The organism is Streptomyces sp. NBC_01016, assembly GCF_026341035.1.
Classification (GTDB): domain Bacteria; phylum Actinomycetota; class Actinomycetes; order Streptomycetales; family Streptomycetaceae; genus Streptomyces.
The window spans coordinates 1,563,069-1,585,300 of record NZ_JAPEOQ010000001.1 but is presented as its reverse complement, the minus strand read 5'-3'; the positions used below and the strand labels follow the sequence as shown (position 1 = coordinate 1,585,300).

The window sequence follows — 22,232 nt, the reverse complement described above, 5'->3', positions numbered from 1 at the left end:
AAACGGGTGTCAAACACACGCCCGTGTGACGCCGGTCCGTCGCGTTGCCGCGCTTGTTACCTCCCCGCACTACCCACCACCCGGGGCCTCCTCGCCCGCGCGCCCCCACCCATGCACCCATGCGCCCCACATGCGGGAACGATGCTCCCGCTCCGCCCGTACGTGCGCCCGTAACCCTCCGTGGCGGCGAGAGTTGAGAACGACGTGGAAGAGACCATCGCAGGCACCTCGGACGTCAACCCACCCGCCACCGCCGCCGGACAGATCCCGCAGCAGCGCGGCGACTCGCTCCTGGACACCGCCGTCCGCTACGCGGAAGAGCGGCACTGGGACGTGTTCCCGGGCACCTGGCTGGAGATCGGCGACGGCGTCCAGCGCTGCTCGTGCGGCTCCCCCCAGTGCCCCGCCCCCGGCGCGCACCCCGCACGCCCCGACTGGGCGACGCAGGCGACCGGCAGCGCGACCGTGGCCCGCCGGCTGTGGTCGAAGCAGCCGAACGCGTCGATCCTCCTCCCCACGGGCCGCACCTTCGACGCGATCGACGTGCCGGAGACCGCCGGGTTCCTCGCCCTCGCCCGCATGGAGCGCATGGAACTCACCCTCGGCCCCGTGACCTGCACCCCGGACCGCCGTATGCAGTTCTTCGTGCTCCCCGGCGCCACCGCCAAGATCCCCGACCTCGTACGGAAGCTGGGCTGGCCCCCGGCCTCCCTCGACCTGCTCACGCTCGGCGAGGGCCAGTACGTCGCCGCTCCCCCGACCCGCTTCGGCAGCCGGGGCGCCGCCCAGTGGGCCTGCCGCCCGACCGCCGCGAACCGCTGGCTCCCGGACGCGGAGGAACTCATCTCCCCACTGGCGTACGCGTGCGGGCGCGAAGGCAAACGCGGGTAGGGCCCTTCTGACGGATCAGGCTGGATTCGGGCGGCCGTGAATGTCCGGTGCCGACAAGCGGGGCCTGGTGCGTGCAGCTGCAAGGCGGAGGAGGGCGACAACGCGAAGGGGGTACCTCCCGCCCGAGCCTGGCGAAGCCTGGTTCGAGGGTGGGGGAGTTGGCAACCGACGACAACGCCGCAGATGCGCGTGCCAGGCCCCGCGACTCCAGCAGGATCCGTCAGAAGGGCCCTGCGCCTCCATGTGGCCCGCCCTCGGTCGACGTATCGTGCCCGGACGGACGAAGACGAGGAAGGGCGGGCACAGTTGACCTCGGCCGAGGAAACCGCAGCCGTACGCGTACACGACCTATGGAAGTCGTTCGGGCAGCAGGCCGCCGTGGCCGGCATCGAACTCGCCCTGCCCGCAGGCCGGTTCATCGGCCTCGTCGGGCCGAACGGGGCGGGCAAGACCACCACCCTCTCCATGGTCACCGGCCTGCTCCGCCCCGACCGGGGCACCGTGTACGTCGCAGGACACGACGTCTGGGCCGACCCCGCCGAGGTCAAGGCACGCATCGGCGTCCTCCCGGAGGGCCTGCGCCTCTTCGAACGCCTCTCCGGCCACGAACTCCTCGCGTACACCGGCCGGTTGCGCGGACTGCCCGGCGCGGAGGTCGACAAACGCGCCGACCAGCTCCTCGACGTACTGGACCTGGCCGGAGCCCGCAACAAACTCGTCGTCGACTACTCGACCGGCATGCGCAAGAAGATCGGCCTCGCCGCGGCCCTCCTCCACAACCCCGAAGTCCTCTTCCTGGACGAACCGTTCGAGGGCGTCGACCCCGTCTCGGCCCAGACGATCCGCGGCGTCCTGGAACGCTACACACGCTCCGGCGCGACGGTCGTCTTCTCCTCCCACGTCATGGAACTGGTCGAGTCACTCTGCGACTGGGTAGCGGTGATGGCGGCGGGCCGCATCCGAGCGCAGGGTCCGCTGGCGGAGGTCCGCGGCGAGGCGAACTCCTTGCAGGAGGCGTTCCTGGAACTGGTGGGGGCGCATGGGCGAGGCGCCGGTGGAACGCTGGACTGGCTTGGCAGCAGGTCAGCACCACAAACTGAAGCCTCTGCGGCGATTGAGCAGCGGGGTCCGGGGCAGAGCCCCGCGACGTCAACCCCGTCACGGCGCAACAAACGGACCCGCCCATGACATCCGTACTGGTCCGACTCAAACTCGCCCTGCTCCGCAACGGCCTCCGCCAATCCGCCGGCCGCCGAGCCGCCTACATCGCGTCCCTCCTCGCGGCAGCGCTCGTCGGCGCACTCCAACTCCTCGGCCTGATCCTCCTCCACGGCAACGCGCACGCCGCAACCGTCGGCATCCCCCTCACCACCCTCCTCGCCCTCGGCTGGGCCGTCCTCCCGCTCTTCTTCCCCAGCGGCGACGAGACCCTCGACCCCACCCGCCTCGCGATGCTCCCGCTGCGCCCCGACCCCCTGGTCCGCGGCCTCCTCGTGGCATCACTGGTCGGCATCGGCCCCCTCTTCACCCTCTCCCTCGCGTTCGGCGCCGCGTACGCAGTGGCCCACGGAGCGGCGGGCGCGGTGGTCGCGGTACTGGCAGTCCCCCTCACCGTCCTCACCTGCGTCGCCCTCGCACGGACCGTCGCCGCGGCCAACATCCGGCTGCTCACCAGCCGCAAGGGCCGCGACCTCGCCGTCCTGAGCGGGCTCGTCATCGCGGTCGGCGCGCAGCTCGTGAACTTCGGGGTGCAGCGGCTCGGCGCGGCGGGCGGGGTGGACGCGCTCGACCCGGTGGCGAAGGTCCTGGGCTGGATCCCCCCGGCATCGGCGATCGCGGCGGTCGACGCGGCGAGCAAGGCGTCCTACGGAACGGCACTGGCCCAACTCGCCCTCTGCGCCGCGGCGTTGCTGACGCTCCTGACCCTCTGGCGCCGCGCCCTGACCCGCCTGATGACCGCGCCGGACGGCTCCACGATCGAAGCGGCGACCCCCGGCCGCCGCCGCACCGGCACACGTAGGCGCCACCTGCTCCCGGAGGGCCGCACCGGCACGGTCATGGAGCGCAGCCTCCGCTACGTATGGCGCGACCCGAAAACCAAAGCGGCCTGGGTGACATCCCTGGCGATCGGCCTGATCGTCCCCGTCTTCAACGCCCTCCAGGGCACCGGCACCGTCTACTTCGCGTGCTTCGCCTCCGGGATGCTCGGCATCCAGATGTACAACCAGTTCGGCCAGGACACATCGGCGTTCTGGATGGTGGCGATGACGATCGCGTCACCGAAGGACGCCTACACCGAACTACGCGCGCGTGCGTACGCCCTGCTCCTGATCACGCTCCCGTACGCCACGCTCGTCACGGTCATCACCACGGCGATGCTGAACGCCTGGCCCGACCTCCCCGAGGTCCTCGGCCTCTCCTACGCCCTGCTCGGCGCGATGCTCGCCACCGGCGCGTGGACCTCGGCGCGCTTCCCGTACTCGATCCCGCAGGAGGGCTACAAGAACGTCGCGCCCGGCCAGGCGGGTCTGGCGTGGATCTCCATCTTCGGCGGCATGGTCGCGGCGGCCCTCATCTGCACCCCGGTCCTGGCCCTCACGATCACCCTGCACGCGACGGGCTCGGCGTCCTGGACCTGGATCCTGCTCCCGATCGGAGCGGCGTACGGAGCGGCGTCGACGTTCCTCGGCCTCCGCCTGGCGGCCCCGCGCACATCGAACCGCCTCCCGGAAATCCTGCTGGCGGTAAGCAAAGGCTGAAAGCTGAGGCCTTACGGAAGGGGCAAAACACAGACGACCCGCGAGCCTGGTTCCTCCCGCCCCTGAGGACGGTCGGAAGCCGGCCGGACGTACCGGCGGCTCGCGGGTCGGGTGACTGCTTGGGATTGGGCCGGCTGCGCGCACATATCGCGCACTGGTCCGGCGCCGAAATCGAAATGCGACGTCGGGCCGCTAGCCCGCAGTCACCTCAACTGTCCGGCGTTCATGCATGCTCCGAACCACCTCCCTCCTCATCGTGCTAAGCAGCCTACGAACCCGCACGGCAGCTCTCAACCGATTTTTCGAGACGTTGACACACCGGCTTCCTGACGGCTGCTGTACGCATAGCCGTCCGCCCTTTGCAGCAGGTGCAGGTGGAGGTACGAGACGTTGATGCGGCCGCCGGGCGTGGTGAGACTGTGCTGGCCACGGGCCCGGACCGAGATGCGGCCTGTCCAGGTGCCGGCCCACTTCCCCTTCGGGATCACCGCTCGCACCAGGTCGCCGGTGACGTATCCGAAGTGCTGCTTCCCTTCGCTTGGTTGCAAGGTGCGCAGGCCAGGACGAGGTTGGCGATGCGGGCAGAGCCGCCGTGGCTTCGAGGCCTTACGTGTTCGATGTTGAGGGGCACGTTCACCGCGCCGCAGTACGCGCAGGTGCGGGACCACCTTGTACGTAGATAGCCGCGTGTGCCCATACCGGCGAGCGCGCCCTGTTGGTATTCGCTGCCGTACAGCTGTCTGCCCACGCTCATGGAGTGGGTGTCGAATGTCGTCGTCTCGATGTGTATTTCGGTGACGGGGGCGTAGCGGCAGAACCGGGATGCGATGGAGGTGATGGTGTCCACGCGGTGCCGCAACGAGGGTGGGTGCCAGTCTGCTCGGTGTGCGCGGTTGTCTGATCTACGGGTGCGGTAGCGGAGGTTGGCCGAGCGGCGTCTGCGGCGATATCCGGCGCGTTGTCGCATGGCATGGCTGATTCGGTCGCCGCGGTGCCGCAGCTCGGCGCTCAGCAACCCTCGCCGTACGGTGGCAGTTTTCGGGCCGCACGCTTCCCGCTTCTCGTCGGTGAGTGCGATTCCTGAGCCCTTGGAGCCCGGGTCGATACGTAGCTGCACTCCCTCGACCACGGAATCGGAGCGTGTCCGGTCCTTCAGCCGAATGACAAAGGGAACCTGCCGCACCACCACGGCCCTCCCCTTCCGGAGGAGTTCGCGTGCGCGGGCAGGGTGGCAGGGCATGAGCGGCTGCCCGTCCTTGGCGAGCACGAAGACCCTGCCCGCTCCGTAGCCGCCTTCGTAGTTCTGGGGTGTGGGAGCGTCACCGCTCCCGGTCTCTGCCTGATCGGCGTGACGCCGACGGGCCTGGGTGCCGTGCCCGTCGGTCTCCCCTCGCCCATGTTCCCGACCGGTGTCCCGCCGCGGTGCTACGGGATGTCCGTGAACCGTTTCGTCCCTGCTCCCAGAGATTCCAGAGCCCGGCGCTCAGGAAGCACGCCGTCCTTCGTGACGATGATTGGGGCTGGCTACCCATCGGCCGTTCGGCCGGGGAACCGGCCTCCCTTCGTATGCGTGCGAGAGACGTTATGCGCGAACGCCAGGTGTCATGCGAAAGCGGCGAACACTCCAACAGCATTGGTTGCAAAGGGCGTTGGTTAGCGGAAGGTACAGCTGGCCGTAGTGCCCGTGGAGGCCGCGTGGAAGACACTGGGCCGCATGCAGAAGCCACAGAGACAAGTGGGACATGGCAGCCGGTACCTGTTGGTCGGCCTGTTCACGGCGATGGTGTCCATGCTCGTACTGCCGCTGTTGGTCGTGGGCGCGGTCGTCTCCGGTCTGACCGCGTTACCCGTGCTGATGAGGGCCCTGCGGCACTGGTCGGAGTGGCATCGGCGCAGAGCCGCCGCACTGCTCGGCGTCGACATACGTCCGCGCGTTGCCGAACTGCCCAAAGGGCTGGGCGCGCAGTGGCGGCAACTGCTCGACGACACGGGGAGCCGCCGTGACCTGCGCTGGGTCCTGAGGCACGTCGTCACCGGCATACCCGCAGGGCTTGCCGCCCTCGCCTGTGTCGGGGTCGCTGTGTTCAGTGTGGTCGCGGCCCTGCTGTGGCAGGTGTTTCCGGCGGATGAGCCGCTGCGCCTGCTCGGCACGGTGCCGGTGGAGGGCTGGGGCGCCGCACTCGCTCTTGGTGTCGTACAGGGCGTCGGCGCCGGCGCCCTGACCTGGTGGGCCGTGCCTCGCCTGGCCCGGATGCATGCGCGCAGCACAGTGGCCGCGCTGGAGCCGTCGGCAGAGGCCCGGCTCGCCAGGCGGGTCGGTGAGTTGGCCGACAGCCGCGCCGGGGTCCTCGACGCCCATGGCGCCGAGCTGCGCCGTATCGAACGCGATCTGCACGACGGTACCCAGGCACGCCTCGTTGCCATCGCGATGCGTCTCGGCCTGGCCCGGGAGGAGCTGCCCGACGACTCGGGGGCCCTTGCCAAGCTTCTCCAGGACGCCCATGAGGGCGCCGAGGAAGCGATGACGGAGCTGCGCGAGGTGATCCGCACCATGTACCCGCCGGTCCTCGCCGACCGGGGCCTGGAAGGCGCGGTGTCCGCGGTCGCGGCCGGCACGGGCATCCCCACCGAGGTGGAGCTCGGCGAACTGGGCAGGCTGCCCGCGGCTGTTGAGGCCGCCGCCTACTTCATCGTGGCCGAGACGCTCACCAACGCGGCGAAGCACAGCGGCGCGACCCGGGTCACCGTACGACTGACCCGGCAGGACGCGGCCCTCCTGGTCGAGGTCACCGACAACGGCCTCGGCGGTGTGGACGAGACACTCGGCTCCGGCGTCATCGGGATCCGGCGCCGTGCGGCCGCACTCGACGGAACCGTGCTCGTCAGCAGCCCGGCCGGCGGGCCCACCGCAGTCACGGTGGAGTTGCCGTGCGCGTCGTGATCGCCGAGGACAACGTGCTTCTGTCGGCGGGCCTTGAACTCATCCTCGGCACCAAAGGGATCGAGGTCGCGGCGGTGGTGACAGACGCACCGGGCCTGCTGGCCGCGGTCGCGGACCACGCCCCGGACGCGGTGATCGCGGACATCAGGCTGCCGCCCTCGTTCCGCGACGAAGGCATCAGGGCAGCGCTCCAACTCCGCAAGGAGCGCCCCGGGCTGCCCGTACTGGTTCTGTCCCAGTACGTCGAGAAGGTGTATGCCCGTGAGCTCCTGACCGACGGATCCGGAAGCGTCGGGTATCTGCTCAAGGACCGGGTGAGCCGGGTCGGTGAGTTCGTGGACGCCCTGCGGCGCGTGGCGGCCGGCGGTACGGCGATGGACCCCGAGGTCGTCACGCAGCTGTTGGCGGGGCCGGGCGGGGACGCCGTCGACGCGCTGACCGCCCGCGAGCGCGAGGTGCTCACCTTGATGGCGCAGGGGCTCGGCAACGCGGAGCTGAGCAAGCGTCTGTTCATCACGGAGAACGCGGTGCAGAAGCACATCGGCAACATCTTCGTGAAGCTGGGACTGCCGTTCGCCGACGGCGGGAACCGCCGGGTCCTGGCGGTCCTGCGCTACCTGGACAGCGTTGCCGGCTGACCAGAGCCGGCGGCGCGCGACAACGCCGTCAGGCCCCCGCCGTCCCGTCTATCGCCTCCCGCAGGAGGTCCGCGTGGCCGTTGTGGCGGGCGTATTCCTCGATCATGTGGGTGAGGATCCAGCGGAGGGAGACCTTGGGGTCGCCGGTGAAGGCGGCTTCCTGGGGGGAGAGGGTGCCGGTTGCGTCGAGGGAGGCGGTCGCGGTGAGTTCGCGGGCGCGGGTGACCTCGGTGCGCCAGGCGGCCAGGGCGTCGGACAGGGTGCGGTCCTCGGTGAGGGTGAAGGCGTCCGGGCCGCCTGTGTCGTGGACCGGAGGGGTGTCGGGGGCGGCGGCGAAGACTCGTTGGAACCAGTTGCGTTCGACCTCGGCCAGGTGTTGGACCAGGCCGAGGAGGGTGAGGGATGAGGAGGGGACGGCACGCGCGCGTGACTGTTCGTCCGTCAGGTTTGCGCATTTGACGGCCAGTGTTTCGCGGTGGAAGTCCAACCAGGCCACGAGGGTGGTGCGTTCGTCTGAGGTCGTGGGCGGGACGGGGCGGCCGTCGGGCAATGTCGTCATGCGTTGCATGCTGGTTGTATGTGCTCTTGGGTTTCTCCGAACTTGCCTGAAGTCCGTGTGGGATGCGTCACGTTCGAGTTGAATGATCTGGAGCGGTACGAGGAATTCGTCGCGCCGACACAGCCTGCAGGGGGTTCCAGGTGAGTGCTTCCCGGCGTAGTGGGACCACTGATGCGCTCGGGCCCGAGGAGCCGGAGCCGGACGGGGCCGATCTGCTGGCCGCGTTGTTGGACGGCATGGACGCCGCGTTGTGCGCCTTCGACGCCGATGGGGTCGTGACCCATTGGAACCGGGAGGCCGAGCGCGTGCTCGGCTGGTCGGCCGAGGAGGCCGTGGGGCGGCACGGGTTCGCGGGGTGGGCCGTGCGGCCGGCGGACGCGGAGGAGGTGCAGGGGCGGCTGCTCGCCTCGATGCACGCTCCCGGGCGGCAGGTGAACGAGTTCGCGCTGCTCACCAAGGACGGCGGGCGGGTGCTCGTACGGACGCAGTCGGCCGCCGTGCGGGGTCCCGACGGCAAGCCCGCCGGTGTGTACTGCGCCTTCAGTGAGGTGCACACGCAGATCGATCTGGAGCGGTCCATCGCGCTGAGCGAGGCGCTGTTCGAGGACGCCGCGTGGGGTGTCGTGCTCGTCGACGCGGATCTGCGGCCCGCCGTGGTGAACGGGCATGCGGCGCGGGCCATGGGCACCGGGCGCACCGCCGCGCTGGGTCGGCCGCTCGGGGATCTGATCGGGCAGGGCGTGGAGGAGCTGGAGAGCGTGCTCGCCCATGTGCTCGCCGAGGGCCCGCCGCCGTCTCCGACGGAGATGTGGGTGACGCTGCGACGGCCCGGCGAGGCCGGTGGGCGCACGGAGCGCCGGTGCTGGCGCAGCGGCTTCGTACGGCTGGCGTCGCCGCTCGCGGAGGAGCCGGTGCCATTGGGCGTGGGGTGGCTGTTCCAGGATGTGACCGAGGCGAAGCAGAACGAGCAGGAGGCCGCGCAGCTCCGGTTCCGGTCGCAGCAGTTGCACCGCGCGGCGCGGGCCGCCGCCGAGTGCGAGAACCCGGCCGAGGCGGCGACCGTGCATCTGGATTTCGCGCTCGCCGGGTTCGCGGATCACGCGGTGATCGACCTGGTGGCGAGCGAGGAGCCGCTGCGTCTGGTGCGGGCCGCGGCCACGCCTTCGGGGGCGCCGGGGCCGAGTCTGCTGGTGTCGCGGGGCGCCCTGCCGGTGCGGTACGCGGCGGGGCATCCGGCGTTGCAGTGCGTGGAGCGGGCGGGTTCGGTGCGGGCCGCCGCGGAGGGTGGCGCGGTGCGCGGGGACTGGGCCCAGGACCGGCAGTGGCCGGAGGGCACGGTGTTCGCGTTGTGCGCGGTGCTGCGCAGCCGGGGCCGGACGGTGGGTGTGGTGACGTTTCTGCGGGGCGCCAGCAGGGTCGGGTTCGAGCGCGGGGACGCCGTGTACGCGGAGAGTGTGGCGGTGCGGATCGCGGGTGCGGTGGATCTGGCGTGGGCGCTGGCGGCGGACCGGTAGACCGATAGACCGGTACGGGGTCGGGAGCGCTTGGGCGGCCCGGTTCAGCGCCGGGAGCCCTCGGGCGGTCCCGTTCAGCGCCGGGAGCCCTCGGGCGGTCCCGTTCAGCGCCGGTAGTAGATCCGGTCCCCGTACTCCTCGAAGACCTTCGCGTTCCATTCCAGGCCGCCGTCGACGTTCCCCGAGCGCAGCAGTGGAGGCTGGATGCCCCGGTCGGCCAGGTTCGCGGCGCAGGTCGCGAGGGTCGCCTGCATGAGGGCGCTGGCGGTGACCGTGGAGGCGGGCGCGAAGGGGGTGTCGACGCCTTCGTGGGTGAGCTCCGCGTCACCGATCGCGATCTTGGAGTCGAGGACGACGTCGCAGTGGTCGCGCAGATAGCTGCCGGAGACGTGGCGGGAGGTGGGGGCGTCGGGCCCGGTCGCGTACGACAGGGAGGTGACGCCGATGACCTTGATGCCGGCCGCGCGGGCGCTGAGGGCCATCTCCACGGGGAGCGCGTTGCGCCCGGACAGGGAAATGATCACCAGCGCGTCGCCCGCCTGTGCGGGGCTGGCCTCCAGGACGGCCGCCGCGAGCCCGTCGACGCGCTCGAGGGCGGAGCCGAGCGTCGCGGGCATGACGTCGATGCCGACGGTGCCGGGCACCGACAGCAGGTTCATCAGGGCGAGGCCGCCGGCCCGGTAGACGACGTCCTGGGCGGCGAGCCCGGAGTGGCCCGCGCCGAAGGCGAAGAGGCGGCCCCCGTCGGCGACGGTGTCGGCGAGGAGGGTGCCGGCGGCGGCGATGTTGTCGGCCTCCTCGTCACGGATCCGCGTGAGGAGTCCGATGGAGGCGTCGAGGTACTGCGCGGCCAGCTTGCTCTCGCTCATCGGCGTGCCCCTTGAGTCCTGGTGAGTCGGGTCGCGTCCCGGTGGTGCTCGGCGCGTTCGCGGATCACGGTGCGGTCTGGACCAGTGCCCTGTCAATACGGTCCCCGGCCCCCGCGGGCCCGGTGTTTCCCCGGCGCGTCACGGTTGTCAGCGGTATGCGTCAGAATTGAGTTCTGGGTTCCAGGGCCAGCGCACGCGCTGCGCGGACAGCCAGCGGAGCTGCCGCGGAGCTAGAGAGCTACACGAGGGGCACGTATGTCCGGACTGATCGACACCACGGAGATGTACCTCCGCACCATCCTCGAGCTGGAGGAGGAAGGTGTGGTCCCCATGCGCGCCCGGATCGCCGAGCGGCTCGACCAGAGCGGGCCGACGGTGAGCCAGACCGTGGCCCGCATGGAGCGGGACGGCCTGGTCGCCGTGGCGGCCGACCGGCACCTGGAGCTGACCGACGAGGGCCGGCGGCTCGCGACGCGCGTGATGCGCAAGCACCGGCTCGCCGAGTGTCTGCTCGTGGACGTGATCGGCCTGGAGTGGGAGCAGGTGCACGCGGAGGCCTGTCGCTGGGAGCACGTGATGAGCGAGGCGGTGGAGCGCCGCGTCCTCGAGCTGCTCCGGCACCCGACGGAGTCGCCGTACGGGAACCCGATCCCGGGCTTGGAGGAGCTGGGCGAGAAGGACGGGGCGAACCCGTTCCTGGACGAGGGGATGGTCTCGCTGTCCGACCTCGACCCGGGCGCCGAGGGCAAGACGGTCGTGGTGCGCCGCATCGGCGAGCCGATCCAGACGGACGCGCAGCTGATGTACACGCTGCGCCGGGCGGGCGTGCAGCCCGGTTCGGTGGTCAGCGTGACGCAGTCGCCGGGCGGGGTGCTCGTCGGCAGCAGCGGCGAGGCGGCGGAGCTGGAGGCGGAGATCGCCTCGCACGTCTTCGTGGCGAAGCGCTGACCGTCTTCGTGGCGAAGCGCTGAGCCGAGCGACCGCCTGTGGGCCGGGCGTCAACTTCCGTGTCGTGCGGGTAAGTTGACTTGTATCCGCACATGCTGCACTTCCGCGCAGAAAACAAGATTCACTGTGCGGAACCGCAGCGATCGGACGCTCGGCGTGCGAGGCTGTCGCGTGAGGCATATGACCAGAGGGGGCCGCATGGACCGGCCGATCGGGGCGCGACGGGCCTGGGGGGCACGGGGTGCACCGGAGGCGGCGTCGAACGCCGCACCGCATACAGAGGGCCCCGGCGCCTTGCGGCGCCGGGGCCTGTCCTCCCCTGTTCCGACCCGGAGCCCCGAGCTCCCAGGGTCGATCCCCTCGGACCGTTTTCCCCGAGCGGTCCGCCTCCCGCTGAAGAGATCCCCTCGACAGCGCCGGTCATTCCTTGAGTTCTGTCACTCAAATGAGGGGTGTTGTCGGAGAGCACCGCGCTTTCGAAAACAGGTTCGATAGCGTGAGCGGGTACGCGACTGCAGGCGCGACCACGAGGGGGTGCCAGGGCCTATGGCACGGCGCATCGACGTGACCGGGGCAGGCGGGATCCACCTGGCTGCCTGGGAGTTCGCCGACCCGCCCAAGACGGGCGAGGTCGGGCACAATCCCGGAGTTCTGCTGCTGCACGGGCTCATGGGGCGGGCGTCCCACTGGGCGGGGACGACGCGCTGGCTGGCCGAGCGACATCGCGCGGTCGCCCTTGACCAGCGCGGGCACGGGCAGAGCGACAAGCCGCCGGAAGGCCCGTTCGACCGGGAGGCGTACGTCCTGGACGCGGAGGAGGCACTGGTCCAGCTGGGCCTGGAGCCGGCCGTCCTCATCGGGCACTCCATGGGAGCGCTCACGGCGTGGCAGCTCGCCGCCCGCCGGCCCGATCTCGTCCGCGGCCTGGTCATCTGCGACATGCGGGCCTCCGCGCTCGGGACGGCCTCCCAGCGGGAGTGGGAGGACTGGTTCAAGGCGTGGCCGCTGCCGTTCGCGACGCTCGCGGACGTACGGAAGTGGTTCGGGGAGGACGACCCCTGGGTCGAGCGGCCCAACCCGGCGCGCGGAGAGTTCTACGCCGAGGTGATGACGGAGACGCCGGACGGCTGGCGGCCGGTGTTCTCGCGGCGCCAGATGCTGGAGGCGCGGTCGACGTGGGTGTTCGACGCGCACTGGGAGGAGCTGGCGGCGGTGCAGTGCCCGGCGCTTGTGCTGCGCGGGCTTGACGGGGAGCTGGGGCGGGCGGAGGCGCAGGAGATGGTTCGGGTGTTGCCTCGGGGTGTGTACGCGGAGGTGGCCGACGCCGGGCATCTCGTGCACTACGACCAGCCGGAGGCGTGGCGCTCCGCGGTGGAGCCGTTCCTTGACGGGGTCTTGGCGGAGTTGTGACGTGGCCGGGAGCCGGGGTTGAGGTCGCGGGGCGCTGCCCCGGGCCCCGCGCCTCAATCTCCCCCAGCCAACGCTGGGAGGTGCCCCCTGGCGGGGCTCTAATAGCTCACCCGCCGTGTGGCTGCCCGTTGGAACCGGGTGTGAGTAGTTGGGCGCCGCGCCTGCCCCCGTCGGCGCGGGCCGGTCCTTCGGCGCTTGACTTCGTGTGCGCTCCAAGTTCTAGCTTCGGGGGCGTTCGCCAACTCAAGGTGCCGCCCGGTCCGCCGGGCAGGAGGAGTGTCCGCGCATGATCACCCGAACTACGCTCGGCTCACCCGGTCTCCCCGTCAGCGCGATGGGCCTGGGGTGCATGGGGATGAGCGAGAGCTACGGCGCCGCCGACTGGGACGGCGGCCTGGCCACCATCGACCGGGCCCTGGAGCTTGGCGTCACGTTCCTGGACACCGCCGACGCCTACGGCACCGGGCACAACGAGGTGCTGGTGGGCCGGGCCGTCCACGGTCGCCGGGACCAGGTGCAGGTGCAGGTGGCCACCAAGTTCGGCATCGACCGCAGCGCCGGCGACCGGGCACGCCGGATCCGCGGCGCCCGGGACTACGTGCTGCGCTCCTGCGACGCCTCGCTGCTGCGGCTGGGCGTCGAGGTGATCGACCTGTACTACGCCCACCGCCCGCCCCAGGACGTGGAGATCGAGGAGACCGTCGGGGCGATGGCCGAGCTGGTCGAGGCGGGCAAGGTCCGCCATCTGGGCCTGTCCGAGGTCGACGGCGAGCTGCTGCGCCGGGCGCACGCGGTGCACCCGATCACCGCGGTGCAGAGCGAGTACTCGCTGTGGACCCGCGACGTCGAGGCGGTCACCCCGGTGATGGCCGAGCTGGGGGGTCGGACTGGTGCCGTACTCGCCGCTGGGGCGGGGGTTCCTGACCGGCGCCCTGGACCGCTCCGCACTGGGCGAGAAGGACTTCCGGCGCACCAACCCCCGCTTCTCCGGAGAGGCGGGCGAGGCCAACGAGAAGATCGCGCAGACCGTGCGCGAGGTGGCCGACCGGCTGGGTGTCACCCCGGCCCAGGTGGCGCTGGCCTGGGTGTACGCCCAGGCCGAGCGGCTCGGGGTGGCGGTGGCGACCATTCCGGGCACCCGCAGCCCTGCCCGGCTCGAGCAGAACGCGGCCGCGCTGGAACTCACCCTGGACGCCGAGGCGCTGGCCGCGCTGGACCCGCTGAGCGACCAGGTGAGGGGCGAGCGCTACACCCCCGCGCACACCGCTGAGGTCGCTCGGGGTTAGGGCCTGTCGTTTGGATCAGGCCCTGAACGGTGGGCCCGACGCGGATTTCCTGTACGTCGACTGCTCACACCCGGGAATGTCAGGGGCTCAGGCGTTCCGTCCGCCAGGCCGTCGGGGACCCGGTCTCCCGGACGTAGCGGAGGCGGTCGTGGAGGCGGTTTTCGCGGCCCTGCCAGAATTCGATGGTCACCGGCGTGATCCGGTAGCCGCCCCAGTGGGGTGGTACCGGGACCGCGGTGCCCTCCGGGTGGCGCGCCGCCAGCTCCGCGTAGCGCGCGTCGAGTTCCTCCCGCGAGGCGACCACGGACGACTGCGCGCTGGCCCACGCGCCCAGCTGGGAGCCGTGCGGGCGCGTGCGGAAGTACGCCTCCGTCTCGGCCCGCGACGTACGCTCCGCCGTCCCGGTCACCAGGACCTGGCGCCCCATCGGGTGCCAGGGGAAGAGCAGCGCGACGTGCGGGTTGACGGAGAGGTCCCGTGCCTTGCGGGAGCCGTAGTTGGTGTAGAAGACGAAGCCCGCCTCGTCGTACGACTTGAGCAGCACCGTGCGGGAGCTGGGCCGGCCCTCGGCGTCGGCGGTGGAGACGACCATGGCGTTGGGCTCGGGCAGCGGGGAGCCCGGGGCCGCCGCCTGTTTGAACCAGCGCGTGAACTGCTCCATCGGGTGCAGGGCGAGGTCCCCCTCCAGCAGGCCGCCGTTCTTGGCGCGGTACTGCTCGCGCATGTCGGCGAGGTCGAGTTCGGGATCGTCGTGGGCGCTCACGGCGTCATCCTGCCGGACGGAAGGGCACAGACGCACCCAGAGTGAAACATGGCACTGAGTGCCGCGAGCCCTCGCCAACTGTGGCACGGAGGGTTATGTTCCAGGGGCCGAAACGGTTCAGCCGCCTGCCGTACGGGGCATCACGGGTGTACCCCCGTCCGGACCACGGGTGTTCCAGCACCCGAGCCGCCCACGCATCCAGAGGAGCCGCCCGATGTCCGACCTCACCCCCGGCTTTGTTCCAGGCCTCGAAGGTGTCGTCGCGTTCGAGACCGAGATCGCCGAACCGGACAAGGAAGGCGGCGCCCTGCGCTATCGCGGCGTCGACATCGAGGATCTGGTCGGCCACGTGTCGTTCGGGAATGTCTGGGGGCTGCTGGTCGACGGCGCCTTCGACCCGGGCCTGCCGCCGGCCGAGCCGTTCCCGATCCCCGTCCACTCCGGTGACATCCGCGTCGACGTGCAGTCGGCGCTCGCCATGCTCGCCCCTGTGTGGGGCCTGAAGCCGCTGCTCGACATCGATGAGCAGCGGGCCCGCGACGACCTCGCGCGGGCCGCCGTCATGGCCCTGTCGTACGTCGCGCAGTCCGCGCGCGGGCAGGGTCTGCCGATGGTGCCGCAGCGGGAGATCGACAAGGCGGACACCGTCGTCGAGCGGTTCATGAAGCGCTGGCGCGGGGAGCCGGACCCGAAGCATGTCGCGGCCGTCGACGCGTACTGGACGTCGGCCGCCGAACACGGCATGAACGCCTCTACGTTCACGGCCCGCGTCATCGCCTCGACCGGGGCCGATGTGGCGGGGGCGCTGTCCGGGGCCGTCGGTGCCATGTCGGGGCCGCTGCACGGCGGTGCGCCGTCCAGGGTGCTCGGCATGATCGAGGAGATCGAGCGGACCGGGGACGCCGAGGCGTACGTCCGCAGGGCGCTCGACAACGGTGAGCGGCTCATGGGGTTCGGGCACCGGGTGTACCGGGCGGAGGATCCGCGTGCGCGTGTACTTCGGCGTACGGCGCGGGAGTTGGGGGCGCCGCGGTTCGAGGTCGCCGAGGCGCTGGAGAAGGCGGCGTTGGCGGAGTTGCACGCGCGCCGGCCCGACCGGGTGCTTGCCACGAACGTGGAGTTCTGGGCGGCGATCGTGCTGGACTTCGCGGAGGTGCCGGCGCACATGTTCACGTCGATGTTCACGTGCGCCCGTACGGCGGGGTGGTCGGCCCACATCCTGGAGCAGAAGCGCACGGGCCGCCTCGTCCGCCCCTCGGCCCGCTACGTGGGCCCGGAGTCGCGTCCTCCGCAGGAGATCGGCGGTTACGGCGACATCGCCCGTTAGACCGGGTGCCGGGGTCGGCGCCCTTGGTTCCTGTTGCACGGCACCGTGTTTTCTAGCGGTGCCGTGGTCGGCGCCCTCGTCAGGTGCAGCCTGCACCGGGGCGCCGCCTTGCCCACCCTGCCGCCCAAGGCGGCAGATTGCCCAAGGCGGTGGCGGCACCCCGTCGGGCCGACGCCCCCGGAGGGGGCGGGTGGGTGGGAGATGGGCGGGGGAGATTGGCCCTTTTGAGCCCCTGCGGCGATTGAGCAGCGGGGGCCGGGGCGGAGACCCGGGGCGTAGGGGCGGTCGAGCGGGTCAGCCCAGTGAGCGTTCCACGATTCCGGCCCACTCGGACACCACCCGCTCCCGCCGCCCCCGGTCGTCCGTGAGGAGGTTCGCGAGGCCGAGGCCGCGGGCCATGTCGAGGAGGCCCTGGACGACCTCCCGCACCCCCGGCAGGGACTCGTCCGCGCCCAGCAGCTCCACCGCGATCCGGTGGGTCTCGCGCCCGACCCGTGCCTCCAACTCGGTCACCCGCCCACCCAGTTGCGGCTCGTTCGACGCGGCCACCCACAAGTGCAGCGCCGCCCGGAACAACGGCCCCGTGTAGAGGTCGACGAGCGCCGCCACCGCCTCCGCCCGCCCCTGCGGACGCAGCCCCCGCAGAGCGGTGGACCGCTCCTCGGCGACGTACTCGACGGCCGCGGTGAACAGGTCCTCCCGGGTAGGGAAGTGGTGCTGGGCGGCGCCGCGCGAGACGCCGGCGTGCTCGGCGACGACGGAGACCGTGGAGCCGCCCCAGCCGTGCGCGGCGAGGCAGGCGACCGCGGACTCCAGGAGCCGTTGCCGCGTCACCCGCGAACGGTCCTGCTTCGGCAGCGTCACAACACCCATGCGGCATCCCGTCGTTCGAGAAAGGCAGTCATGCCCTCGCGGGCCTGCGCGGAGCCGAACAGCCGCGCGGACAGCGCCGTCAGAGACTCCGCGTCCCGGTCGAAGGCCTCCAGGACCTTAACCGTGAGCAGCTTCTTCGTCTCGGCCAGGCCCTCGGGGGAGGATTTGCGTAGCCCTTCCACGACCGGCGCCAACACCTCGTCCACCCCCTCCCCCGCCACCGTCACGAGCCCGATCCGCGCCGCCTCCGCCGCGTCGAAGCGCTCACCCGTCAGGTAATACCGGGCCACCGCCCGCGGATCGACGCGCGGCAGCAGCGGCATCGAGATCACGGCGGGCGCGACCCCGATGCGTACCTCGGTGAAGGCGAACGACGATGCCGCTGAAGCCGCCGCGATGTCGCACGCCCCCACCAGCCCCAGGCCGCCCGCCCGCACGTGCCCGTCGACCCGCGCGACGACCGGCTTACCCAACTCCACGATCTGCCGCAGCAGTCCCACCAGCGCGTCCGGATCCGGAGGATCCCGCAGGTCGGCGCCCGCGCAGAAGGTGCCGCCGGTGTGGGTGAGGACGACGGCGCGTACGTCGCGGTCCTTGTCCGCGTCGCGCAGCCGGTCCCCCAGCTCGCCGACGAGGGCCGACGACAGGGCGTTGCGGTTGGCGGGCGAGTCGAGGGTGAGGGTGGTGACGCCACGTTCGTGGGCGTGCGTCACCAGGTCGCCGAGCGCACTCTCAACAGCCATCAGATATCAGATCTCCCTGAGTTCGCGGCGCAAGATCTTCCCGGAGGCCGCGCGCGGCACCCCGTCGATGAACGCCACGCGGCGGATCTTCTTGTACGGGGCGACGCGTTCGGCGACGTATGCCATCACCGCGTCCGCGCCGAGCGCCGGGTCCGCGCGCACGACGAACGCCTTCGGCACCTCGTTGCCGTCGTCGTCGAGGACGCCGATGACCGCCGCGTCGGCGATGCCCTCGTGGGCGAGCAGCACCGCCTCCAGGTCGGCGGGGGCGACCTGGAAACCCTTGTACTTGATGAGTTCCTTCACTCGGTCGACGACGAACAGCCAGCCGTCCGCGTCGACGCGCCCGACGTCCCCGGTGCGCAGCCAGCCCTCGGTGTCGATCATGTCGGCAGTGGCGTCGGGGCGGCCGAGGTAGCCCTTCATGACCTGCGGCCCCCGGATCAGGACCTCGCCGGGCTCGCCGGGCGCCACGTCCTTCGCCGGGTCGTCGAGGGACACGATCCGCATCTCGGTCGAGGCGATGAGCCTGCCCACGGCGCCAGGTGGCGGGTTCTTCGCGTCGTACGGGACGACGTGGGTGCCGGGCGAGAGCTCCGTCATGCCGTAGGCCTGGCCGACGGGCGGCAGGCCGAGGCGGCGCGCGCAGGCGCGGGCGAGTTCGCCGTCGAGGGGCGCGGCGGCGCTGATGACATGACGTAGGGACGACAGGTCGTAGCCCTCCACGGCCGGGTGTTTCGCGAGGGCGAGGACGATCGGCGGGGCGACGTACAGGTGGGTGATGCGGTGCTTCTCGATCGCCCCGAGGAACGTTTCGAGGTCGAAGCGGGGCAGCACGACGACGGTGGAGCCCTGCCGCAGCGGGCCGTTCATGAGCGCCGTGAGGCCGTAGATGTGGAAGAAGGGCAGGACGGCGAGGATGCGGTCGCCGGGGCCCGTCGGGAGGACGGGCTGGAGCTGGGCGAGGTTCGTGGCGATGTTGCGGTGGGTGAGCATGACGCCCTTGGGCGTGCCGGTGGTGCCGGACGAGTACGGAAGCGCGGCCACGTCCTCGGCGGGATCGATCTCCACGACAGGTTCCGGCGCCGCGGTGCCGAGCATGTCGATCAGCGAGCGGTGGCCCGAGGTTCCCGTCGGGTCGCAGACGAATATCTCCCGTACGCCGCCCGCGAGTTCGGCCGCCGCGCGGGCCGACTCGACGAGCGGGGTGATGGTGACGATCCAGTTCGCGGACGAGTCGCGCAGTTGCTTCGCGAACTCCTCCGGCGTGGACAGCGGGTGCACGGTGGTCACGGAGGCGCCCGCGCGCGTGGCGCCGTAGAACGCCACCGGGTAGGCGATCGTGTTGGGGCTGTGCAGCGCCACCACGTCGCCCTTGCGCACGCCCGCGTCGGCGAGCCCGGCCGCCACCTTGCGGTGGAACCCGTCGAGCCCGGCGTACGAGAGGGTGGTGCCGGCCACCCCGTCGACGAGGGCGGGGGCGTCGCCGCGGGCGGCCGCACCCCCGAGCACGGCGTCGTGGATGGGCTCGTCGACGACCGCGACGTCCGCGTACTCACTCACGTACACCATGTCGAACTCCTCGCTAAGCAGCGGTAGTTGGGTTCGTGCGGCTTCAGTACGACTTGGGGAGACCCAGGCTCTGGTGGGACACGTAGTTGAGGATCATTTCGCGGCTGACCGGGGCGATCCGCGCCACCCGTGAGCCGACGATGAGCGAGGCGAGGCCGAACTCGCGGGTCAGGCCGTTGCCGCCGAGCGTGTGCACGGCCTGGTCGACGGCGCGCACACAGGCCTCGGCGGCGGCGTACTTGGCCATGTTGGCGGCCTCGCCCGCACCGATGTCGTCGCCCGCGTCGTAGAGCCGGGCCGCCTTCTGCATCATCAGGCGGGCCAGCTCCAGCTCGATGTGGCTCTGCGCGAGCGGGTGGGCGATCGCCTGGTGGGAGCCGATGGGGGCCTGCCACACGGTGCGCTCCTTCGCGTACTCGACGGCCCGCTTCAGCGCGTACCGGCCCATGCCGATGGCGAAGGCGGCGGTCATGACGCGCTCCGGGTTGAGCCCGGCGAAGAGTTGGAGCAGCCCTGCGTCCTCGTCACCCACGAGAGCGTCCGCGGGCAGCCGCACCTCGTCAAGGGTCAGTTCGAACTGCTTCTCCGGAGCCTGGAGTTCCATGTCGATCTGCCGCCGCCCGAAGCCGGGGGTATCGCGGGGCACGATGAAGAGACAGGGCTTGAGTTTTCCCGTGCGCGCGTCCGAGGTCCGCCCCACGATGAGCGTCGCGTCCGCGATGTCGACGCCGGAGATGAACACCTTGCGCCCGTTCAGGACCCACGAGCCGTCGTCGTCCTTGCGGGCGGTGGTGGTGATGCGGTGCGAGTTGGATCCGGCGTCGGGTTCGGTGATGCCGAAGGCCATGGTGCGGCTGCCGTCGGCGAGGCCGGGGAGCCAGGCCCGCTTCTGCTCCTCGGTGCCGAAGCGGGAGATGACCGTGCCGCAGATCGCGGGCGATACGACCATCATCAGCAGCGGCGACCCGGCGGCCCCCAACTCCTCAAGAACGAGGGAGAGTTCGGCTATCCCGCCGCCCCCTCCCCCGTATTCCTCGGGCAGGTTGACGCCGAGGTAGCCGAGCTTGGCGGCCTCCGACCACAGCTCATCGGGGTGGCCTCCGGCGGCGGTCACGCGGGTCATGTAGTCGCGGCCGAACCGCTTGCCGAGCGCGGCGACGGCGGCACGCAGGGCCTGGTGCTCTTCGGTTTCGAGGACGGGGGTGGCGGGAGCGGCGGGAGCGTTCACGACTGTTCCTCCTGGACTACGGCGAGCAGCGCGCCCACCTCGACCTGGCGGCCGACGGCGGCGTGCAGGGCGGTGAGCGTTCCGGAGGCGGGAGCGAGGATGCGGTGCTCCATCTTCATCGCCTCCAGCCAGATCAGGGGCTGCCCGGCGGTGACGGCGGCGCCCTCGGTCAGCCCTTCGGCGACGCGGACGACGGTGCCGGGCATGGGCGCGAGCAGGGAGCCGGGGGCGCGCTGCTCGCTGGGGTCAGTGAAGCGGGGCAGGGCGGTGAGCGCGAGACCGTTCACGTACACGCGGTGACCCTCGTACGCGGCGCTCCCGTACGCGGCGCCCCCGTACGCGGCGCCCCCGTACGTGGAGACCGTGAACTTCCTTCGTACGCCGCCGACTTCGAGTACGACGAGGTGCGGGGCCACGCCGACGACGTGTACACCGTCGGCCGCGAGACCATCGCGGGTGTGCCGGTAGCGGACCTCGTGCTCGGTGCCGGCGGGCTCGGCGCGGTAGCGCTTGACCTGGGGCTGCGAGAGGACGTTGCGGAAGCCGCCGAACCTGGACCGGCCCACCGCCTGGGCGAGCGCGGCGGCGAGCGGCGCGTACGGGTCCTCGTGCGGGGCGGTCAGTTCGTCGAGGTGCCGCTCGTAGAACCCCGTGTCCATGCGGGCCTCGGCGAACTCCGGGTGCCGCAGGGAGCGTACGAGCAGCTCGCGGTTGGTGACGGGCCCGTGCACCTCGGCCCGTTCCAGGGCCCCCGCGAGGGCGCGGACGGCGGCGGTGCGGGTGGGGGCGTGGGCGACGACCTTGGCGAGCATGGCGTCGTAGTGCACGCCGATGGTGTCGCCGTCGGTGTACCCGGTGTCGAGGCGGACGCTGTCCGGCACGTGGAGCCGATGCAGTGTTCCGGTCTGCGGGGCGAAGGAGGCCGCGGGGTCCTCGGCGTAGAGGCGGGCCTCGACGGCGTGGCCGCGCGGGGCCGGGGGTTCGGGGTCGAGGGCCTCGCCCTCGGCGACGCGGAGCTGGAGCGCGACGAGGTCGATCCCGAACACGGCCTCGGTGACGGGGTGTTCCACCTGGAGGCGGGTGTTCATCTCAAGGAAGTGGGCCCGCCCGTCGGCGACGAGGAACTCGACGGTGCCGGCGCCGACGTATCCGGTGGCCCGGCAGGCCCGCTCCGCCATCTCGTACATGACATCCGATACGCCACGTATCAGATCCGGTGCGGGCGCCTCCTCGATCACCTTCTGGTGCCGCCGCTGAAGCGAACAGTCCCGCGTCCCGAGGATCCACACGGTCCCGTGGGCGTCGGCGAGCACCTGCGCCTCCACATGCCGCCCGCCCTCCACGTACGGCTCGACGAAGACCTCGCCGTCACCGAAGGCGGACAGCGCCTCGGACCGCGCGGCCTCCAAATCCCCATCCAGCGCGGCGAGTTCGCGTACGACCCGCATCCCGCGCCCGCCGCCACCGGCGGACGCCTTGACCAGGACGGGCAGGTCGTCGGCCGTGATGTCGGAACCGAGCGGAGCGATCCCCATCAGCTCCTTGGCGCGCGTCTTGGACGCCATCGCCTCGATCGCCGCGGGCGGCGGCCCGATCCAGGTGAGCCCCGCGTCGGCGACGGCGCGGGCGAAGTCGGCGTTCTCGGAGAGGAAGCCGTACCCGGGGTGCACGGCGTCGGCGCCCGCGTCGAGGGCGGCCTTCACGACGAGGTCGGCGCGCAGATAGGTGTCGGCGGGGGTGGCCCCCGGGAGCCGTACGGCGAGATCGGCCTCGCGCACGTGCAAGGCGTCGGCGTCCGGGTCCGAGTGCAGGGCGACGGTACGTATGCCCAGCTCACGGCAGGTACGGAAGACGCGGCAGGTGATCTCGCCGCGGTTGGCGACGAGCACACTGGTGATCATCGGTGCGGGC

Annotated in this window: 18 protein-coding genes and 1 pseudogene; 10 read left to right on the top strand and 9 right to left on the bottom strand. The window is 71.5% G+C overall.

Features of this window, described 5'->3' with window-relative positions; all coding sequences use genetic code 11:
- Positions 1-204 precede the first annotated feature (204 nt).
- From OG746_RS07475 to OG746_RS07465, 3 genes are all read left to right on the top strand, one after another.
- Positions 205-891 carry a bifunctional DNA primase/polymerase gene (locus OG746_RS07475; RefSeq protein ID WP_266712706.1) on the top strand — a complete coding sequence of 229 codons (687 nt, stop codon included), beginning with the start codon at positions 205-207 and terminating at the stop codon, positions 889-891.
- 306 nt (positions 892-1,197) lie between these two features.
- Positions 1,198-2,079, top strand: coding sequence for an ABC transporter ATP-binding protein (locus OG746_RS07470; RefSeq protein WP_266712704.1), 882 nt, complete (start codon positions 1,198-1,200; stop codon positions 2,077-2,079).
- On the top strand, positions 2,076-3,650 hold the full coding sequence (locus tag OG746_RS07465) for a transporter (protein WP_266712702.1): 1,575 nt from the start codon (positions 2,076-2,078) through the stop codon (positions 3,648-3,650). The genes OG746_RS07470 and OG746_RS07465 overlap by 4 nt, the downstream gene beginning before the upstream one ends.
- Positions 3,651-4,134: 484 nt before the next feature.
- On the opposite strand, the gene iscB is transcribed toward OG746_RS07465, so the two are convergent.
- Positions 4,135-4,917 (bottom strand): RNA-guided endonuclease IscB, encoded by a 783-nt coding sequence (gene iscB / locus OG746_RS07460; protein ID WP_266712700.1) that lies wholly within the window; start codon positions 4,915-4,917, stop codon positions 4,135-4,137.
- A gap of 447 nt (positions 4,918-5,364) precedes the next feature.
- On the opposite strand from iscB, the gene OG746_RS07455 reads away from it, so the two are divergent.
- Positions 5,365-6,591 carry a sensor histidine kinase gene (locus OG746_RS07455; protein ID WP_266712698.1) on the top strand — a complete coding sequence of 409 codons (1,227 nt, stop codon included), beginning with the start codon at positions 5,365-5,367 and terminating at the stop codon, positions 6,589-6,591.
- Entirely contained in the window at positions 6,579-7,229 is a 651-nt protein-coding gene (locus OG746_RS07450; RefSeq protein ID WP_266712696.1) for a response regulator transcription factor, read from the top strand. The genes OG746_RS07455 and OG746_RS07450 overlap by 13 nt, the downstream gene beginning before the upstream one ends.
- 28 nt (positions 7,230-7,257) lie before the next feature.
- Here OG746_RS07450 and OG746_RS07445 read toward each other — a convergent pair whose 3' ends face one another.
- Entirely contained in the window at positions 7,258-7,788 is a 531-nt protein-coding gene (locus tag OG746_RS07445; RefSeq protein WP_266712694.1) for a DinB family protein, read from the bottom strand.
- 140 nt (positions 7,789-7,928) lie between these two features.
- On the opposite strand from OG746_RS07445, the gene OG746_RS07440 reads away from it, so the two are divergent.
- Positions 7,929-9,302: a PAS domain-containing protein gene (locus OG746_RS07440; protein ID WP_266712692.1), complete on the top strand. Its 1,374-nt coding sequence runs from the start codon at positions 7,929-7,931 to the stop codon at positions 9,300-9,302.
- 104 nt (positions 9,303-9,406) lie between these two features.
- Here the strand turns inward: OG746_RS07440 and OG746_RS07435 are convergent, their stop codons facing one another.
- The gene (locus tag OG746_RS07435; RefSeq protein WP_266712690.1) at positions 9,407-10,171 is read right to left on the bottom strand and encodes an SIS domain-containing protein; all 765 of its coding nucleotides are present in this window, start codon (positions 10,169-10,171) and stop codon (positions 9,407-9,409) included.
- Positions 10,172-10,426: 255 nt separating this feature from the next.
- On the opposite strand from OG746_RS07435, the gene OG746_RS07430 reads away from it, so the two are divergent.
- From OG746_RS07430 to OG746_RS07420, 3 genes and pseudogenes are all read left to right on the top strand, one after another.
- On the top strand, positions 10,427-11,119 hold the full coding sequence (locus OG746_RS07430; protein WP_266712688.1) for an iron-dependent transcriptional repressor DtxR: 693 nt from the start codon (positions 10,427-10,429) through the stop codon (positions 11,117-11,119).
- Positions 11,120-11,665: 546 nt separating this feature from the next.
- A complete protein-coding gene (locus tag OG746_RS07425) occupies positions 11,666-12,529 on the top strand; it encodes an alpha/beta fold hydrolase (RefSeq protein WP_266712686.1) in 864 nt (287 codons plus the stop codon).
- Positions 12,530-12,815: 286 nt separating this feature from the next.
- Positions 12,816-13,815: pseudogene (locus OG746_RS07420) on the top strand (aldo/keto reductase).
- Positions 13,816-13,894: 79 nt separating this feature from the next.
- Here OG746_RS07420 and pdxH read toward each other — a convergent pair.
- Entirely contained in the window at positions 13,895-14,539 is a 645-nt protein-coding gene (gene pdxH, locus OG746_RS07415; protein WP_266718769.1) for a pyridoxamine 5'-phosphate oxidase, read from the bottom strand.
- A 253-nt stretch (positions 14,540-14,792) separates the two neighbouring features.
- Here pdxH and OG746_RS07410 point away from each other — a divergent pair, with 253 nt between their 5' ends.
- Complete coding sequence (locus tag OG746_RS07410) at positions 14,793-15,905, top strand: citrate synthase 2 (RefSeq protein ID WP_266712684.1); 1,113 nt, start codon at positions 14,793-14,795, stop codon at positions 15,903-15,905.
- A gap of 294 nt (positions 15,906-16,199) precedes the next feature.
- Here the strand turns inward: OG746_RS07410 and OG746_RS07405 are convergent, their stop codons facing one another.
- The 5 genes from OG746_RS07405 to OG746_RS07385 are packed head-to-tail and all read right to left on the bottom strand — an operon-like array spanning position 16,200 to position 22,222.
- Positions 16,200-16,778, bottom strand: a complete 579-nt coding sequence (locus tag OG746_RS07405) for a TetR/AcrR family transcriptional regulator (protein WP_266712682.1) — start codon at positions 16,776-16,778, stop codon at positions 16,200-16,202.
- Complete coding sequence (locus OG746_RS07400; RefSeq protein ID WP_266712680.1) at positions 16,766-17,521, bottom strand: enoyl-CoA hydratase family protein; 756 nt, start codon at positions 17,519-17,521, stop codon at positions 16,766-16,768. The genes OG746_RS07405 and OG746_RS07400 overlap by 13 nt, the downstream gene beginning before the upstream one ends.
- Before the next feature lie 6 nt (positions 17,522-17,527).
- Positions 17,528-19,090: a 4-coumarate--CoA ligase family protein gene (locus tag OG746_RS07395; RefSeq protein ID WP_266718768.1), complete on the bottom strand. Its 1,563-nt coding sequence runs from the start codon at positions 19,088-19,090 to the stop codon at positions 17,528-17,530.
- 46 nt (positions 19,091-19,136) lie between these two features.
- Positions 19,137-20,321: an acyl-CoA dehydrogenase family protein gene (locus OG746_RS07390; RefSeq protein ID WP_266712678.1), complete on the bottom strand. Its 1,185-nt coding sequence runs from the start codon at positions 20,319-20,321 to the stop codon at positions 19,137-19,139.
- Positions 20,318-22,222 carry an acetyl/propionyl/methylcrotonyl-CoA carboxylase subunit alpha gene (locus tag OG746_RS07385; protein ID WP_266712676.1) on the bottom strand — a complete coding sequence of 635 codons (1,905 nt, stop codon included), beginning with the start codon at positions 22,220-22,222 and terminating at the stop codon, positions 20,318-20,320. The genes OG746_RS07390 and OG746_RS07385 overlap by 4 nt, the downstream gene beginning before the upstream one ends.
- Between the last annotated feature and the right edge of the window lie 10 nt (positions 22,223-22,232).